The sequence below is a fragment of the Cellulomonas xylanilytica genome (assembly GCF_007989805.1).
In the GTDB taxonomy this organism is placed as follows: domain Bacteria; phylum Actinomycetota; class Actinomycetes; order Actinomycetales; family Cellulomonadaceae; genus Cellulomonas; species Cellulomonas xylanilytica.
This window is the reverse complement of record NZ_BJUB01000007.1, coordinates 217,472-233,283: the sequence shown is the minus strand read 5'-3', so window position 1 is coordinate 233,283 and position 15,812 is coordinate 217,472. Positions and strand designations below refer to the sequence as shown.

General features: G+C 73.9%; 16 protein-coding genes. 3 read left to right on the top strand and 13 right to left on the bottom strand.

All coding sequences use genetic code 11. The features are described 5' to 3' along the window. Nucleotides 1-33: 33 nt before the first annotated feature. From CXY01_RS12590 to CXY01_RS12575, 4 genes are all read right to left on the bottom strand, one after another. The gene (locus CXY01_RS12590) at nucleotides 34-2,124 is read right to left on the bottom strand and encodes a bifunctional copper resistance protein CopD/cytochrome c oxidase assembly protein (RefSeq protein ID WP_146927782.1); all 2,091 of its coding nucleotides are present in this window, start codon (nucleotides 2,122-2,124) and stop codon (nucleotides 34-36) included. 188 nt (nucleotides 2,125-2,312) lie between these two features. Beyond that, entirely contained in the window at nucleotides 2,313-2,966 is a 654-nt protein-coding gene (locus CXY01_RS12585; RefSeq protein ID WP_146927781.1) for a copper resistance CopC family protein, read from the bottom strand. Beyond that, nucleotides 2,963-3,718, bottom strand: a complete 756-nt coding sequence (locus tag CXY01_RS12580; RefSeq protein WP_146927780.1) for a YcnI family copper-binding membrane protein — start codon at nucleotides 3,716-3,718, stop codon at nucleotides 2,963-2,965. The genes CXY01_RS12585 and CXY01_RS12580 overlap by 4 nt, the downstream gene beginning before the upstream one ends. An 81-nt stretch (nucleotides 3,719-3,799) precedes the next feature. Continuing rightward, nucleotides 3,800-4,435, bottom strand: coding sequence for a hypothetical protein (locus CXY01_RS12575; protein ID WP_146927779.1), 636 nt, complete (start codon nucleotides 4,433-4,435; stop codon nucleotides 3,800-3,802). A gap of 173 nt (nucleotides 4,436-4,608) precedes the next feature. Here CXY01_RS12575 and CXY01_RS12570 point away from each other — a divergent pair, with 173 nt between their 5' ends. The 3 genes from CXY01_RS12570 to CXY01_RS12560 all read left to right on the top strand — a co-directional run bounded on the left by CXY01_RS12570 (nucleotide 4,609) and on the right by CXY01_RS12560 (nucleotide 7,382). Further along, nucleotides 4,609-6,414: an MDR family MFS transporter gene (locus CXY01_RS12570; RefSeq protein WP_146927778.1), complete on the top strand. Its 1,806-nt coding sequence runs from the start codon at nucleotides 4,609-4,611 to the stop codon at nucleotides 6,412-6,414. A 64-nt stretch (nucleotides 6,415-6,478) separates the two neighbouring features. Then, complete coding sequence (locus tag CXY01_RS12565) at nucleotides 6,479-6,940, top strand: QcrA and Rieske domain-containing protein (protein WP_146927777.1); 462 nt, start codon at nucleotides 6,479-6,481, stop codon at nucleotides 6,938-6,940. A gap of 1 nt (nucleotide 6,941) precedes the next feature. Continuing rightward, on the top strand, nucleotides 6,942-7,382 hold the full coding sequence (locus tag CXY01_RS12560; RefSeq protein ID WP_146927776.1) for a hypothetical protein: 441 nt from the start codon (nucleotides 6,942-6,944) through the stop codon (nucleotides 7,380-7,382). Here CXY01_RS12560 and CXY01_RS12555 read toward each other — a convergent pair. From CXY01_RS12555 to hisC, 9 genes are all read right to left on the bottom strand, one after another. Further along, nucleotides 7,343-7,999: a hypothetical protein gene (locus CXY01_RS12555; protein WP_146927775.1), complete on the bottom strand. Its 657-nt coding sequence runs from the start codon at nucleotides 7,997-7,999 to the stop codon at nucleotides 7,343-7,345. The genes CXY01_RS12560 and CXY01_RS12555 overlap by 40 nt on opposite strands. Continuing rightward, nucleotides 7,996-8,526 carry a SigE family RNA polymerase sigma factor gene (locus CXY01_RS12550; protein WP_246125291.1) on the bottom strand — a complete coding sequence of 177 codons (531 nt, stop codon included), beginning with the start codon at nucleotides 8,524-8,526 and terminating at the stop codon, nucleotides 7,996-7,998. Before CXY01_RS12550 ends, CXY01_RS12555 begins: the two co-directional genes overlap by 4 nt. Before the next feature lie 8 nt (nucleotides 8,527-8,534). Further along, nucleotides 8,535-9,554 (bottom strand): amidoligase family protein, encoded by a 1,020-nt coding sequence (locus CXY01_RS12545; protein WP_146927773.1) that lies wholly within the window; start codon nucleotides 9,552-9,554, stop codon nucleotides 8,535-8,537. A gap of 37 nt (nucleotides 9,555-9,591) precedes the next feature. After that, on the bottom strand, nucleotides 9,592-10,146 hold the full coding sequence (locus tag CXY01_RS12540) for a hypothetical protein (RefSeq protein WP_146927772.1): 555 nt from the start codon (nucleotides 10,144-10,146) through the stop codon (nucleotides 9,592-9,594). Between the two features lie 152 nt (nucleotides 10,147-10,298). Continuing rightward, on the bottom strand, nucleotides 10,299-10,859 hold the full coding sequence (locus CXY01_RS12535) for a hypothetical protein (protein ID WP_146927771.1): 561 nt from the start codon (nucleotides 10,857-10,859) through the stop codon (nucleotides 10,299-10,301). 27 nt (nucleotides 10,860-10,886) lie between these two features. Further along, nucleotides 10,887-12,368 (bottom strand): dihydrolipoamide acetyltransferase family protein, encoded by a 1,482-nt coding sequence (locus CXY01_RS12530; protein WP_146927770.1) that lies wholly within the window; start codon nucleotides 12,366-12,368, stop codon nucleotides 10,887-10,889. 11 nt (nucleotides 12,369-12,379) lie between these two features. Continuing rightward, nucleotides 12,380-13,366, bottom strand: coding sequence for an alpha-ketoacid dehydrogenase subunit beta (locus CXY01_RS12525; protein WP_146927769.1), 987 nt, complete (start codon nucleotides 13,364-13,366; stop codon nucleotides 12,380-12,382). Then, nucleotides 13,363-14,499, bottom strand: coding sequence for a pyruvate dehydrogenase (acetyl-transferring) E1 component subunit alpha (pdhA, locus tag CXY01_RS12520; protein WP_146927768.1), 1,137 nt, complete (start codon nucleotides 14,497-14,499; stop codon nucleotides 13,363-13,365). The genes CXY01_RS12525 and pdhA overlap by 4 nt, the downstream gene beginning before the upstream one ends. Before the next feature lie 155 nt (nucleotides 14,500-14,654). Beyond that, the gene (hisC, locus tag CXY01_RS12515) at nucleotides 14,655-15,722 is read right to left on the bottom strand and encodes a histidinol-phosphate transaminase (protein ID WP_146927767.1); all 1,068 of its coding nucleotides are present in this window, start codon (nucleotides 15,720-15,722) and stop codon (nucleotides 14,655-14,657) included. Between the last annotated feature and the right edge of the window lie 90 nt (nucleotides 15,723-15,812).

The following is a 15,812-nucleotide window of genomic DNA, read 5'->3' as shown; positions in this document are numbered from 1 at the left end:
CTGGGACGCGGCGGGCGGACCCGGGTGGGGGCGTCAGGGGGTCGGGTGGGTGTCGCGGTCGGCCAGGCCGGCCAGCATCGCGTTGTAGTCGTCGAGCTCCTTGTCGCCGTCGCGGTCGACCTGGCGGTCGCGGCGGCGGGCGGTGCGGTCGTCGTCGCGGGACCAGGCCAGCGCGACGCCGACGGCGAGGAGCAGGGTGGGGATCTCGCCGATGCCCCACGTGATGGCGCCGCCCAGCTGCTGGTCGGCGATCGCGGACGGACCCCAGGGGCGGCCCATGAGCCCGAACCAGTCGGCGACGAAGAGCGACTCGCCGGACACGAGGGTCACGCCGAAGAACGCGTGGAACACCATCGTCCCGAAGAGCAGGAGCAGTCGCTGCGGGTACGGGAGGCGACGAGGGCCGGGGTCGATGCCGACGAGCGCATTCACGAACAGGTACCCGGCGGCGGTGAAGTGCACGACCATCGCGAGGTGGCCGACGGGGCTGCGCAGCGACCACTCGAACAGGCCCGAGTAGTAGAAGAGCAGCATCGACCCGATGAAGTTCACGGCGGCGACGACGGGGTGGGCGAGGAAGTGCCCGACGTGGCTGTCGACGAGGGTCAGGATCCACTCGCGCGGTCCACGGGAGTCGTCGTCGCGGAGCTGGGTCGAGCGGACGGGCAGGGCGCGCAGCGCGAGGGTGATGGGTGCCGACAGTGCGAGGAACAGCGGCACGACCATCGCGAGCACCATGTGCTGGACCATGTGCGCGCTGAACAGGACGTGCCCGTAGAGGGCGGGTCCGCCGTTGGTGGCCCAGAAGAACAGGACCATGCCGACGGTCCAGGACGCGGCGCGCGCCATCGACCACGAGTCGCCGCGGCGACGCAGCCGCAGCACCCACCGCCAGTAGACGACCAGCCCGGCGACGGCCGCCGACGCGAGGACGAGGTCCCAGCGCCACTCGGTGATCCAGCGCAGCCCGGCCGGCTCGGGCGGCAGCGGGTGGCCGGTGAGCTGGTAGGCGGGCGACGGGTCGGCCGGCGGCTCCTCGGGCACGGGCGGCGCGGTCTCCCCGAGCGCGACGGCCACCCCGGAGACGGCACCCATGACGGTCAGCTCGACGAGGACCAGGCGCCAGAACAGCCAGTCGGTGGTGCGCGTCGCCAGCTGCGGGACGACCGCGCGGCGGTGCGCCAGGCCGAGCAGCCCCAGCACGCCGAACAGCGCGAGCTTTGCCAGCAGCAGCAGACCGTAGGTGGTGGTCAGGTCCGCCCAGCCGGTGGTGCGCAGGAGGCCGTTGACCAGCCCCGACACGGCGACGGCGACGAAGCACCAGCCGGCGATGACGGAGTACCGCGCGACCGACGCGGACAGGTCGGTGCCGACGCGCCGGACGAGCAGGGCGAGGGCCGCGAGCGCACCGATCCAGATCGCGGCGCCGACGAGGTGGACCACCATCGACGACGTGGCGATGTCGTGCCCGGACGCACCGGCCGCGTGCCCGAGCTGCGCCTGCTGCCAGAGCGCGACGAGGACGATCGCAGCGGTCCACGCGGCGCCGGTGGGCGTGGTGACGACGAGCGCGAGCGCGGTGACGACGGCCGCGACGGTGGTGATCAGCAGCAGCGTGCGGCCGAGGTCGATCTGCGTGACGAACACCCCGAGCTCCGCGCCGAACGACGCCGAGTCGAGCGGACGCCCGGCGACGTTGGCGTAGGTGAGCACCAGGTGCACGACCGACAGGAGCGTCCAGGTGCCCGCCGCGAACCCGGCGACCACCGTGCTGCGCGGGTACGCCCGGCCGTCGGCGGTACCGATTCCCGCGCGTGCGGCGCGGGTGGACGCGACCGCGGCCCGGCGCGGCAGCACGCACACGGCCAGCACGAGCGCGCCGAGCGTCACGGAGCCCGCGAGCTCGGTGAGCGTCTCGGTCGCCGGCAGCCCCCAGCGCACGGCGGCGCCGGGGTCGCGGACCAGCGCGGGCAGCGCCGCACCGGAGAACGCGACGCCGAGCAGCGCCGCGGCGACGGCCGCGAGCACCAGCGTGAGCACACGCCAGGGGCTCGGGGGCCGACGCGCGTCGACCCCCGGCCCACCGGCACCGGCACGGCCGGCGCTCGTCACCGGCGCAGTCATCTCACCAGGGTAGGTCGCCGCGGCGGCCTGCCGGACATGCCGTCGGTCACGTCTCGTAGGTCCGGCGTCCCGACGCCGAACCGCACGACCCGGCCCGGCCTGCACAGACGAGCCCACCGAGCCGAGCTCTCACCGACGTGGCCCGGGCCCCGGTTGCGGACTGCCGGAGCACCCGAGCGAGACCTCGCTCACGGGCCCGGGGCGGCGCCCGGTGCGGATCCCTCGGGCGGCTGCGTCGGTGACGAGGCCGGGCGCCGCCGCAGCAGCAGCCACGCCACGACGCCGGCGACCACGATGAACGCCGCGGCGATCCCGAGGAGGACCGGCCCGGAGATGCGCTCCTCCTCGACGGGCGGGGCGGCCACGGTCGCTGAGGGCTCGGCCGACGCCGACTCGCTCGCCTGGACCTCGGCGGAGGTGGTCGGCGAGGGGGTCATCGTCGGGGCGGCCGTCGCGACCCCGTACGAGGTGGCCTCCGCCGCGGTGAACCGGTACTGCCCCTCGATCGGGTGCCCGTCCGCGGACGTGACGCGGTAGATGACCGTGTACTCGCCCGCGGGGAGCTCGCCGGTGACCGCGATGCCGGCGGTGTTGTCGACGAGGATCGGCGGGCCGATGTTGACCATCGTCTCGTCGGCGGTGTGGACCATGATCTGGGTCCCCACCATCAGCACGGGCTCGTTGAAGGTGAGCGTGACCGTCTCCGGGACCACCGGGACGGTCGAACCCTCGGCCGGGTCGGTGCTCTGCAGCACGTTGTGCGCCTGGGCGGCGGGGGCCGCGAGGACGAGAGCCGCGAGGCCGAGCAGGATGCCGAGCACCGCGGCGAGCGCGCGCCTCACGCGTCGCTCCGGCGACGCCGCCCGAGGACGGCGACCACCAGCGCGACGACGCCCAGGGCGAGCCCGGCCGCGCCGAGCAGCCGGGCGAGGGTGTCCGGCTCCGCCGTCGTGGGCGCGGACGCGGTGACGGTCGCGGCGTCCTCGACGTCGGCGACGCCGACCTGGTCGACCGCCTCGTCGGAGGACTCGTCGGCACCGCCGTGCCCGTCGTCGGACGCCTCCGTCGTGGTCAGCTCCGGGGCCGGGTGGGCGGGTTCCTCGGCGCCCTCCTCCGCGACGTCGGCCCAGTCGACGACGGTGCCGTCGGTGTAGGTCTGGTGCGCGGGCAGGACGAGCCGCGTGCCGGCGTCGGGCAGCGGGCCGGCGGACACCTCGAACTCCTGGAACTGCCCGTCCGCGATCTCGGCGCCGGCCTGCGCGGTCCGCACGACCCGGGAGGGCGCCTCGGTCAGCCGGGTGCCGGAGAAGTCGACGGGCTCGGGCAGGGGGGCCGTCTCGACGGTCGCGGTCCAGCCGGGCACGGGCTTGGTGGACACCGACAGGAGCGGGGTGTCGGTCGGCAGGTCGACGGTGACCTGCGACGTCGCCGCCGTCTCCGACTCGTTGGGGACGCGGAAGGTGAGCACGGTCCATCCTCCCGCGGTGGTCTGCTCGGGGACCACCCGGACGTGGGCGGACGCGGCTGCGGCGGGCAGGACGGCGAGGGTGGCGGCGACGAGGGCGGTCGCGCCGAGACGGCTGATCGAAGACATGACAGGTCCCTTGAGGGTGGTGGCGGTGGTCGACGGCGGGCGCGCGCGCACGATCCCGGACGACCGCCGGTCAGCGACCGGTCAGCGGGGAGGGACCGTGGGCGACTGCTGCCACGCGGGCGGACCGCGCAGGGGGACGACGTCACGCCACCAGGCGTGCCCTGACCAGGGGACCTCGGCCGGCGTCGGCAGCGAGGGACGGGGGACGACGACGACGGGCGCCGGCCCGCCGACGAGCGGCCGGAGCCAGGCGAGCAGCCACCAGAGCGCGCGGTCGGCGCCGACGATCAGGAGGGCGGCGGCGAGGGTCGCGACGACGTGCAGCACGAGCATCGCGGAGGTGCCGAGCAGCGGCTGCGCGAGCGCGGGGTCGGCGGCCGCGCAGGTGGCCGTCATGACCATGCCCGCGTGGTGCTGGTGGCCGACGAGCGCGGCCGGGTCGGTCGGCGTGCAGCTCATGGACGTGAAGAGGCTGAACGTGGAGTGTGCCGCGGTCTGCCCGGCGCCGAGCAGGACGACGGCTCCGACGGGACCGAGCCGCCGGGCGGTGAGCACCACGGCGGCGGCGAGGACGATCGCGGTCAGGGCGACGAGCACGCCCGCGGGGGGCAGCGCGCCGCCGGCCAGCACGTGCGCGAGGCCCGCGAGCGCGACGGTCACCACGGCGACGACGACCCCGCGCGCGAGGCGCAGAGGGCCGGTCGCGGGCGTGGGCATCCCGACACGGTAGACCTCGGGGACGGCCGACGTCCGCCCTGCTGAAGCGTTTATCCACTGGCCGGGCACGTGGACGGGCCCCTGTGGTGGGGAACACGTCGCGGGTGCACCGTTGTTGCGGAACTCGTGCAGGATGGTTGTCCTGCGCAATCAATTCCGGCGGAGAAGGTCCGATGTCCTCACAGCCCAGCACCGCCACCGCACCGCAGACGTTCGTGCCGCCGACGCACCGCGAGATCCTCACGATCCTCGGCGGACTCATGCTGGGCATGTTCCTCGCGGCGCTCGACCAGACGATCGTCGCGACGTCCATCCGGACCATCGGCGACGACCTGCACGGCCTGTCGCTGCAGGCGTGGGTGACCACGGCGTACCTGCTGACCGCGACGATCTCGACGCCGCTGTACGGCAAGCTCTCGGACATCTACGGCCGCAAGCCGCTGTACCTCATCTCGATCTCGATCTTCGTGGTGGGCTCGCTGCTGTCCGGCACCGCCGACTCCATGTACCAGCTCGCGGTCTACCGGGGCGTGCAGGGCCTCGGCGCGGGCGGCCTCATGGCGCTCGCGATCACGATCCTCGGTGACCTCGTCGCGCCCCGGGAGCGTGCCCGGTACCAGGGCTACTTCCTCGCCGTCTTCGGCACCGCGTCGGTCCTCGGTCCCGTGGTCGGCGGGTTCTTCGCCGGCGCCGAGACCATCCTCGGCATCACCGGCTGGCGCTGGGTCTTCCTCATCAACGTGCCCATCGGCATCCTCGCGATCGTCGTCGTCGCGCGCGTCCTGCACCTGCCGCCGCTGCGGCGGGTCCAGCACCGGATCGACTACCCGGGCGCGCTCGCGCTCGTCGTCGCGCTGGTGCCGTTGCTGGTGGTCGCCGAGCAGGGCCGCATCTGGGGCTGGGACTCGCCGCGCTCGATCGCCTGCTACGCCGTCGGCGTGCTCGGGGTCGCGGCGTTCCTGCTGGCCGAGCGGTACGCCAAGGCCGACGCGATCCTGCCGCTCTCGCTCTTCCGGAACCGCACGTTCTCCGTCGGCGCGGCCGCCAACACCGTGATCGGTCTGGGCATGTTCGGCGGCCTGGCGACGCTGCCGCTGTACCTGCAGATCGTCAAGGGCCAGTCACCCACCGAGGCCGGCCTGACGCTCATCCCGTTCACGCTCGGGATCATGACGGGCTCGATCGTCGCCGGTCAGACCACCTCCCGGACCGGCCGGTACAAGGCGTTCCCCGTCGTCGGCACCATCCTCATGGGCCTCGGCGCGCTGTTCTTCTCGCGCCTGGAGCCGGGAACCACGCTGCCGTACGTGTTCGCGGTCTCGATCCTGTTCGGGCTGGGCCTGGGCTTCACGATGCAGCCGCTGGTGCTGGCCGTGCAGAACGCCGTGGAGGTCCGGGACATGGGCGTCGCGACGTCCTCCTCGCTGTTCTTCCGGCAGATGGGCGGCACCCTGGGGACCGCCGTGTTCCTGTCGGTGCTGTTCTCGACGGTCGGCGGCAACATCGCGGCCGCGTTCCGGACCGCCTCGGCGACGCCCGAGTTCCAGGCGGCCGTCGCCGACCCGGCGGTCGTGGCCGACCCCGCGAACGCCCCCGTGCTGGGCATGCTGCAGGGCGGCGGCACGGTGCCGTCGCTGGACGACTCGTCGTTCATCAACAACCTCGACCCGCGGCTCGCGGCACCGTTCCTCGACGGGTTCGCGCAGTCGGTGGACACCGTGCTCCTGCTGGCCGCGTTCATCATGGTGTTCGGCGTGATCCTCACGATCATGCTGCCCGAGCTGCCGCTGCGGAACGTGTCCGGCATCCAGGGGCGGTTCGACGACGACGCCGCCGCGGCTGCGGCCCCCGCGCAGGCGGCCACCTCGGTCACGGCCGTGGCCGGCGTGACATCGATCGTCGCCGACGAGGCCGCCGTGGACCGCGCGCGGGACGCACCACCGGCCAGGTCGGGCGAGATTCATCCTTCTGCCGACTGAACCTCGACCGGCCCTACGCCGTGACAGAGGTGTCAGCCCCACCAGGACCGATCCGGAGGCCCCGATGTCCGCGACAGCACAGAGCACCGCCCACACCTGCACCGGCTGCCTGGACAGGCGGGAGGTGCTGGTCCGGGCCGGGCTGGTGACCATGGGCGTCGCCGCCGCGGGCGTGCTCGCGGCGTGCGGAGGCTCCGAGGCCCCGGCGAGCGAGGCACCTGCCGAGAGCGGCGGGGCGTTGGCGCAGCTGGCGGACATCCCCGTCGGGGGAGCCGTGTCCGCGAAGCTCGCCGACGGTCAGCCGATCATCCTGGTGCAGCCCGAGAAGGGCACCGTGGTCGCCCTGACCGCGGTCTGCACGCACCAGCAGTGCACCGTCGCGCCGGAGGGCGACGAGCTGAGGTGCCCCTGCCACGGCTCGGTGTTCGACCTGACGGGCGCCAACGTGTCCGGCCCCGCTCCCTCGCCGCTGGCGCAGTTCGACGTGCACGTCAGCAACGGTGCCGTGCTCGCCGGGAAGGCGTGACATGGGCTGGCGTACCGGGTGGCAGGCCGGCTCCGACCTCCTACGGGCGCTCCTGTCGGCCTGCGTCATGCTCTCCGCCGTGGTCCACCTGGACCTCTGGGCGAACGGCATGAACATGCTCGAGGTCGTCGGGCCCGCCTTCCTGCTGAACGGCGTCGGCGGGCTCGTGCTCGGCGTCCTCGTGCTCGTCTGGCGGCACTGGCTCCCGCTGCTGGGCGCGATCGCGTTCGGCGTCGCCACGCTCGCGGCGTTCGTCATCTCGACGACGCCGGGCGGCTTCTTCGGCGTGCACGAGCAGTGGGTGGGCATCCCCGTGTGGCTGTCCGCGATCTCGGAGATCGGCGCGATCGTGCTCGGCGTCGCGGCGCTGCTGGTGGAACGCCGCGCAACCGTCCCGACGGCTCAGCCCAGCGGCAGCGTCTCCCCGTCGAGGACCAGCTGACCGGCTCGCGCCTTGGTCTCCATCGGGTCGGTGCCCCACAGCTCGGCGAGCGTCTCGAGGTCCTCGACGGTGTAGCCCGCCTCCCAGAACGCGTCGTAGGCGGCCTGCTTCTGGTCCGACCCGGTGCCGTCCGGTGCGGTCGCGCCCGGTCCGACCGGCGGCGTCTGCCCGTCCAGGAGGAGCTGCCCGGCCTGCGCCTTGGTCGCGGTCGCGTCGAGGTGCCACAGGTCCGCGAGCGCCTCGACGTCGTCGATGGTGTAGCCCGCGCCCCAGAACGCCTCGTACTGCTCGCGCGTGTACCCGTCGGGCATCGCCGACCACTCCAGCCCGACGGACTGCGCGACGCCCTCGACCACCCGGGCGACGTCGGAGTAGGGGTTCGCCGCAGCAGCTGCACCCGCCCCGGCGACGGCCAGCGTCGACGTGAGGACGCCCGCGGCGACCAGCCGGCCACCGCGCCGCGCGAGGACGCGCACCGGCACGTCGGGCACGTGGGCCAGCTCCGCCTGGATCCGGGCCGCGACGACGGCCGGGTCGGGCTGGTCGGCGTCGCGCGAGTGCAGCGCGCGGGTGATCCGCGCGACCAGCTCGTCGTCGTGCGGCCGGTTCGTGCTCATCGCTGCTCCGTTCGGGTCGTGAGGTCGGTGTCGCGCAGGGTGGCCAGCGCCCGGCTGGCGTGGGACCGGACCGTGGCCGGCGAGGTGCCCAGGACCTCGGAGATCTCCGCGTCGCTGAGGCCCTCGTAGTACCGCAGGACCAGCACGGTCCGTTGTCGTGGGGGCAGCGCCTCGAGGTGCCGCCACATCGCGTCCTCCTCGACCACCCCGTGGGCGTGGTCGCCGTGGGAGTCGGCGTGGGCGGCCAGGACCTCGTCGGCCGCCGGCCGGATGGTGCGGACGTGCCACCGGCGCCGCCACGAGAGGTGCTCGTTGGTGACCATCCGCCTCAGGTACAGGTCGGGCCGCGCCATGAGCGCGATCCGGTTCCAGCGCACGTGCGCCCGCAGGAGCACCTCCTGCACCAGGTCGGCGGCCGTGTGCCCGTCGCCGGTCAGGACGGTCGCGTACCGCAGCAGCCCCGCGAGGTGGACGCGGACCAGGTGGTCGAGCTCCGGCTCCACCACCGGGACGGGCGTGCTGTCCACGCCGGCGGTCACCGTCGGACCCCGAGGAGGTCGTCGAGGGTCGCGTGGTCGGTGGGGCGCGGCAGCGGGGTCGGGTCGAGGCAGCGGCCGAGCAGGGACTCGACCAGCGCGGCGCGCTCCACGATGCCCGGCCCGTCGATGGCTCCGGGCAGGATCCGCACCTCGAGGGTGTCCCGCGCAGGTGTGTCGGTGACCAGCTGCGCGAGGTTGACGTCGGCGTACTTGGTGAGCCCCGTCGCGAGCTCCCGGGCGTCGCCGGTGGACTCCACGAGGTCCAGCAGCGCCTCGGGCAGGGGCGCCAGCCGGCGGCACGCCGGGTTGGTGCCGAGCGCCGCCCACAGCTGGGACCGCCAGTGGCCGAACAGCCGCACGACGTTGGCGAAGGCCTCGGGCCGGCGGAACGGTGCACCGTCGACGTGCAGGTGCACGGCGGCCTCCTGCGGCACGGTGAAGCCCAGCTCGCGCGCCGGCACCAGCAGCCGCTCCAGGGCCGCGGCGTGGTCCGTCCCGATCGGAGGCGTGATGATCTCGCACGGGCGCTCCCGGCCCGCCGGGAGCGGCGTGGCGACGGCCACCGTGGCTCCCGAGGCGTCGTCGACGCGCGCCGCGGAGCCGACGAGGTCGGTGCGCACCCCGAACAGCGCCGCGACCGGGTCGAGCACCGTGTCCAGCGGCGCGGCCGGGTCGGCGTGCCGCTCGATCAGCCGCAGCAGCCGGGCGTCGTCGCACAGGACCCGGTACCAGCCCCGCCGCCGGGGCGCCCCGCGCGGCAGGTCGGCCTCGATCGTGATGTCGTCGACCAGCCGCGCCACGGGACGCCCGTCCGCGTCGACCACGTCGAACGCCGGCGACAGGTGCCGGAACACTCCGACGCCCGGCACGACCGACGGCTCGGAGTCGGTGTGGAAGGACCGCCGCACCCGGCCGCCCAGGCGCGCGGCCAGCTCGTCGGCCAGCACCTGCCGGTCCGACCCGGCAGGGGCCAGCAGCTCGATCTCGAACCCGGTCCGCAGCGTCAGCTCGTCCACGTCGTTCTCCTCACGAGGGTCGTGCCGGGCGACGGGCTCAGGACTGGCCGGCGGGCGTCCCGCTGGGCGCCACGGGAGGAGTCTGCCCGTCCAGGAGCATCTGCCCGGCACGGGCCTTGGTCTCCGCGAAGTCGCTGTTCCAGATCGCGCCGAGCGCCTCGACGTCCTCGGAGGTGTAGCCGGCGTCCCAGAACGCCGCGAACTGCTCGTCGGTGACGGGCACCGCACCCTCGTCAACGACCGGTCCGGGCGGCACCGGCACCGGCACCGGCTGCCCGTCGAGGATCAGCTGCCCGGCACGTGCCTTGGTCTCGGTGGTGCCCAGGTTCCACAACGCACCGAGCTCCTCGACGTCCTCGGACGTGTACCCCGCTCCCCAGAACGCCTCGTACTGCTGCGGCGTGTACCCGTCGGGCATCGACGACCAGTCCACGCCCGCGGACTGCAGGATCTCGGTCACCGAGCGGGACAGGGCCGACGTGGGCGCCGCCGCGGTCGCGACCCCCGTCCCGACGACGCACAGGCCCGCCGCGACGACCCCGATGGCGACGAGGCGGCGGGCGGGGCGGTGGTGCGTGGTGGTGACGTCCATGGGGTCCTCCGGGGCTGCGCGGGGATGTGCGTACCCCTCTAGAACGCGGCTCGACGCCCAGGTGTGGAGTCCGGTCCCTACGCGCCCTCGAGCAGCCGACGCTCGTACGCCGCGACGACCTGCGCCGACGTCCACCCCTCGGTGCCGACGGCCTAGTCACGCCCGACGTACGGCCCGCGCCCGCGCTCCGCCCCGAGCCAGCACGCCTCGTCGAGGAACACCGCGCGCGCCTGCGCGAACGACCGCGACGCGAACAGGGTGCTCGTGGTCCCGCCGTCCCGGTAGCCGACGACGAAGCCCTCCTCGAACGTGATCGCCTCGGGCGCGACCGTCGTCCCGATGGCGAAGTCGACGCCGTCGACCAGGTCGTTGTCGAGGGCGTCGTCGCGCAGGTCGGCCAGCTCGGGGGTCGGCGGCTGCGACGGCACGCCGGTGACCTCGACGCCGGTCGGCTGCGCGTCGGACACCTTGACCAGCACCCGGAACCGCCGCAGGTCGCGCACGGTCAGCGGGACGCGGTTGGTGTCCAGGAACCGGTGGACGCCCGCGTCCTCCTCCAGCAGCACCAGCCCGTCGACCACCAGCGGGTTGGCGGTGTCCACCCGGTACCGGTGCGCGTCCGGCCGGCCGGTGACCGGACGCAGGACGTCGCCGCGCTCGTAGCCGACCCGTTCGAGCTCGAGGTCGTCGTGCTCGGTCAGGGTCCGGATCATCGGGCGAGTGTCACACGCGACGGACGCTCAGCCCCACACGAGGCCGTGCGACGGGTCGTGCAGCACCCGGGCGACGTCCGCCAGCACCTGCGAGCCCAGCGCCCCGTCCACCAGCCGGTGGTCGAAGCTCAGCGCCAGCTGCGTGACGTGCCGGATCCGGATCTTGCCCTTGTGCACCCAGGGCTGCTCGCGGATGGCACCGAACGCGAGGATCGCCGCTTCCCCCGGGTTGATGATCGGCGTGCCCGTGTCGATGCCGAAGACGCCCACGTTCGTGATCGTGATGGTGCCGTCGGACATGTCCGACGGGGACGTCTTGCCGGCTCGCGCGGTCGACGTCAGGTCCGCCAGCGCCCCCGCCAGGTCCTTGAGGTTCAGGCGGTGCGCGTCCTTCATGTTGGGTACGACGAGCCCGCGGGGGGTCGCCGCCGCGATCCCGAGGTTGATGTAGTGCTTGTAGACGATCTCCTGCGCGGCCTCGTCCCAGCTCCCGTTGATCTCCGGGTGCCGGCGGACGGCGAGCATCAGAGCCTTGGCCGCGATGAGCAGCGGCGTGACGCGGACGTCGGCGAACTCGCGGTCGGCACGCAGGCGCTCGACCAGCTTCATCGTCTTCGTGACGTCGACCGTGTGGAAGACCGTGACGTGGGGGGCGGTGAACGCGCTGGTCACCATCGCCTCGGCGGTCCGCTTGCGCACCGACTTGACCGGCACGCGCGTCTGGCGGCCGTCGGACGACACCGTGCCGCTCGCCAGCCACGGGGCGTCGTCGCCGGGGTAGGTGGCGAGCGTGCGCGCCTCGGCCTGGGCAGCGCGCGCGAGCACGTCCTCGCGGGTGACGATGCCGCCCGGCCCCGTCGGGGAGACCGAGTCGAGGTCCACGCCGAGCTCGCGGGCCAGCTTGCGGACCGGCGGCTTGGCGAGCGCGTGGCGGGTGGCCTCGCGCTGCGACGAGGTGGCGGCGGGTGCCGACGGTGTCGCGACGGGTGCGGACGACGTGGCAGCGGGCGAGCCGTCCGGCGTGCGGCCGCGGCGGCCGGCGGCCGGCTCCGCGAGCCCGTAGCCGACGAGCACCGCCTCGCGCGCGGCGGGCTCGGCGGCCGGCTCCGGTGCGCGGGCCGGGCGGGCCGCCTCGATCTCGTCGGAGCCTCCGGGCTCCACGCCCGCGTGCCGGTCGTGCCCACCGTGGTGGCCGTGCTCGATCGCGCCGCCGGACTGCGGGGCCGCGGCGGGCGGGGCCTCGTCCGCGGGTGCCTCGCCGTGCGGGTCGGTGTCGACCTCGATGATCGGCGTGCCGACGTCCACGGTCTGGCCGGGCTCGACCATCAGCCGCGTCACCACGCCGGCCCACGGGCTCGGCAGGTCGACGAGCGACTTCGCGGTCTCGATCTCGACGATCGTCTGGTTGACCTCGACGGTGTCGCCGACGGCCACGTGCCAGGCGACGATCTCGGCCTCGGTCAGGCCCTCGCCCGCGTCCGGGAGCGGGAACTGCTGGAAGGTCGGCACGGGGGGTCTCCTCAGAAGGCCAGCGAGCGGTCGACGGCGTCGAGGACGCGGTCCAGCCCGGGCAGGTAGTCGTGCTCGATCTTGGCCACCGGGTACGGGGTGTGGAAGCCGCCGACGCGCAGGACGGGCGCCTCCAGGTGGAAGAAGCAGTCCTCGGTGATGCGTGCGGCCACCTCGGCACCGGTGCCGTAGAGGACCGGTGCCTCGTGCACGACGACGCAGCGACCCGTCCGCCTGACCGAGGCCGCGACCGTGGCGGTGTCCAGCGGCGACAGCGTGCGCAGGTCGATCACCTCGATCGACGTGCCCTCCGCTGCGGCCGTCTCGGCGGCCTTCAGGGCGGTCTGCACGGTCGGGCCGTAGGCGACGAGCGTCAGGTCGGTGCCGGCGCGCAGGACCTTCGCCGTGTCGAGCGCCGGGTGCGGGGCTCCGACCGCGGCATCCAGGTCGACGTCGCCCTTCTCCCAGTAGCGGCCCTTCGGCTCGAAGAACAGCACCGGGTCCGGCGACGCGATGGCCTGCTGGATCATCGTGAACGCCTCGGCCGGGCTCGACGGGCTGATCACCCGCAGGCCGGCGGTGTGCGCGAACAGCGCCTCGGGCGACTCGCTGTGGTGCTCGACCGCGCCGATCCCGCCGCCGTACGGCACGCGGATGACGACGGGGAGCGTGAGCCGGCCCTGCGAGCGGTAGTGCATCTTGGCCAGCTGCGTCGTGATCTGGTCGAACGCCGGGAAGATGAACCCGTCGAACTGGATCTCGCACACGGGCCGGTAGCCGCGCATCGCCAGCCCGATCGCGGTCCCGACGATGCCCGACTCGGCCAGCGGGGTGTCGACCACGCGCTCCTGGCCGAAGTCCTTCTGCAGCCCGTCGGTCACCCGGAAGACGCCGCCGAGCGCCCCGATGTCCTCGCCCATGAGGAGCACCTTGGGGCTCTGCTCGAGCGCCTTGCGCAGGCCGTGGTTGATCGCCTTGGCGAACGTGATGGTGGTCATCGGTGGTGGCTCCCCTCACCGTCGAGGAAGGACGCTTCGTACGACTCGAACCACTGGCGCTCGGACTCGACCACCGCGTTGGGCGTCGCGTACACGTGCTCGAACATGGAGGCGGCCGACGGGCGGCCCATCGCCCGAACAGCCGTCCGGATGCGCTCGCCGAGCGCGTCGCCCTCGGCGGTCAGCGCGTCGACGAAGTCCTGCGACAGGGCGCCGCGGTCCTCCAGGTGGAGCCGCAGCCGGTCGATCGGGTCGCGCTGGCGCCAGTACTCCTCCTCGGCGGCCGAGCGATAGCGGCTCGGGTCGTCGGAGGTGGTGTGCGCGCCCATCCGGTAGGTGAACGCCTCGATGAACGTCGGGCCGCCCCCGGAGCGTGCCCGCTCGAGCGCCTCGGCCGTGACGGCGTACGTGGCCAGGACGTCGTTGCCGTCCACGCGCACGCTCGGGATCCCGAAGCCGGGACCGCGGTCGGCCAGGGGGACGCGGGACTGCCGGCTGGTGGGCTCGGAGATGGCCCACTGGTTGTTCTGGCAGAAGAAGACGACCGGGGCGTTGTTCACCGCGGCGAACACGAGCGCCTCGTTGACGTCGCCCTGCGAGGTGGAGCCGTCACCGAAGTACGCGACGACCGCCGAGTCGCGCGCCGGGTCGCCCGTGCCGACCGCGCCGTCGCGCTGCAGGCCCATCGCGTAGCCCGTGGCGTGCAGCGTGTGCGAGCCGATGACCAGCGTGTACAGGTGGAACCCGTACGCCGTCGGGTCCCAGCCGCCGTGGTCGATGCCGCGGAACAGCCGCAGCACGTCCGCCAGATCGACCCCGCGGGTGTACGCGACGCCGTGCTCGCGGTAGCTGGGGAACACCTGGTCCTGGGCGGCCAGCGCGCGGCCGGAGCCGATCTGCGCGGCCTCCTGGCCGAGGCACTGCGCGTACAGGGCCAGCTCGCCCTGGCGCTGCAGGGAGGTGGCCTCGTTGTCGAACCGGCGCACGAGAACCATGTCGCGGTAGAGCGCGCGGAGGGCGTCGGCGTCCAGGTGGGCGATGCGGGGGTCGTAGTCGGGGTGTGCGGTGCGCTGGCCGGTCGGGGTCAGCAGCTGCACGAGGCCGTCGTCGGTCTGGGGGCCGTTCGGGACCACGCGGTTCTCCTTCGCGGTGCAGCGGCGGGGAGCCGCGCCGGGGTGACGCTCGAAACCTACGACAGCGTAGGCTACGGCACCGTAGGTTGCGCGAGAAGGACCCGCACAAGCCTCGATGCACCCCCTTGTGGAGAGTCCACACCCGCGCCTCGCGGTCAGCGAGCCAGCCACTCCCCGGTGATCTCGAGCAGCAGGTCCGTCGCCTCGGGCTCACCGACGCTGACCCGCACGCCGTCGCCCTGGAACGGCCGGACCAGCACCCCCGCCCGGCCCGAGCGCTCCGCGAACGCCGACGCGTGGTCGCCCAGCGGCAGCCACACGAAGTTCGCCTGGCTGTCCGGGACGGTCCAGCCCTGCCCCCGCAGACCGGCCAGGAGCCGCGCACGTTCCGCGACGATCGCGTCGACCCTGGTCATCAGCTCGGCCGTCGCGCGCAGCGACGCGAGCGCGGCGAGCTGGCCCACGTGGGAGACGCCGAAGGGCGTGGACGCCGCCCGGATCCCCGCCGCGAGGCGAGGCCGCGCGACCGCGTAGCCCACCCGCAGACCGGCCAGCCCGAACGCCTTCGAGAACGTGCGCAGCAGCACCACGTTCGGGTGGTCCGCGAAGACCGCCAGCCCGTCGGGTGCCTCCGGGTCGCGCACGAACTCCACGTACGCCTCGTCCAGCACCACGAGCACGTCCTTCGGCACCGCCGCCAGGAAGGTCGCCAGCTCGTCGGCGTGCACCGCGGGGCCCGTCGGGTTGTTCGGCGTGCACACCAGCACGACCTTCGTCCGCGCCGTGACCGCCGCCGCCATCGCCTCGAGGTCCAGACGTCCGTCGACGCCCACCGGCACGTGCACCCCACGGGCGCCCGCCAGCGTCACCGCGATCGGGTACGCCTCGAACGAGCGCCACGGCACGACCACCTCGTCGTCCGGCTGGCACACCGCGGTCAGCACGTGACCGAGCACCGCGACCGAGCCGCAGCCGGCCACGATGTTCTCCGGTGCCAGGCCGAGCGACGCGGCGATGGCGCCGACCAGCTCGGTGGCGTACATGTCCGGGTACCGGTTGACGTCCTCGGCCGCGTCGGAGATGGCGAGCACCACCGACGGCAGGGGCGGGTAGGGGTTCTCGTTGGACGACAGCTTGAACGCCGCCGCACCGACCGGGACTCGAGCCCCCGGGACGTAGGGCGGCAGGTCTGCCAGGGCCGGACGCAGGGGGACACGGGTCACGCGCTCAGCATGCCACCGCCCGTGGGAGGAACCACCGGCACGCCGAGGTGGGCGGATCCGGCAGCGCGCCTAGGGGCACCCCCGAGCGCC

Bases quoted from the DNA above. Each gene is read 5' to 3' on its own strand.
- CXY01_RS12590 (WP_146927782.1), bottom strand. From the start codon at position 2,124: ATGACTGCGCCGGTGACGAGCGCCGGCCGTGCCGGTGCCGGTGGGCCG.
- CXY01_RS12525 (WP_146927769.1), bottom strand. From the start codon at position 13,366: ATGACCACCATCACGTTCGCCAAGGCGATCAACCACGGCCTGCGCAAG.
- CXY01_RS12570 (WP_146927778.1), top strand. From the start codon at position 4,609: ATGTCCTCACAGCCCAGCACCGCCACCGCACCGCAGACGTTCGTGCCG.
- CXY01_RS12575 (WP_146927779.1), bottom strand. From the start codon at position 4,435: ATGCCCACGCCCGCGACCGGCCCTCTGCGCCTCGCGCGCGGGGTCGTC.
- CXY01_RS12560 (WP_146927776.1), top strand. From the start codon at position 6,942: ATGGGCTGGCGTACCGGGTGGCAGGCCGGCTCCGACCTCCTACGGGCG.
- CXY01_RS12540 (WP_146927772.1), bottom strand. From the start codon at position 10,146: ATGGACGTCACCACCACGCACCACCGCCCCGCCCGCCGCCTCGTCGCC.
- CXY01_RS12580 (WP_146927780.1), bottom strand. From the start codon at position 3,718: ATGTCTTCGATCAGCCGTCTCGGCGCGACCGCCCTCGTCGCCGCCACC.
- CXY01_RS12565 (WP_146927777.1), top strand. From the start codon at position 6,479: ATGTCCGCGACAGCACAGAGCACCGCCCACACCTGCACCGGCTGCCTG.
- CXY01_RS12535 (WP_146927771.1), bottom strand. From the start codon at position 10,859: ATGATCCGGACCCTGACCGAGCACGACGACCTCGAGCTCGAACGGGTC.
- CXY01_RS12555 (WP_146927775.1), bottom strand. From the start codon at position 7,999: ATGAGCACGAACCGGCCGCACGACGACGAGCTGGTCGCGCGGATCACC.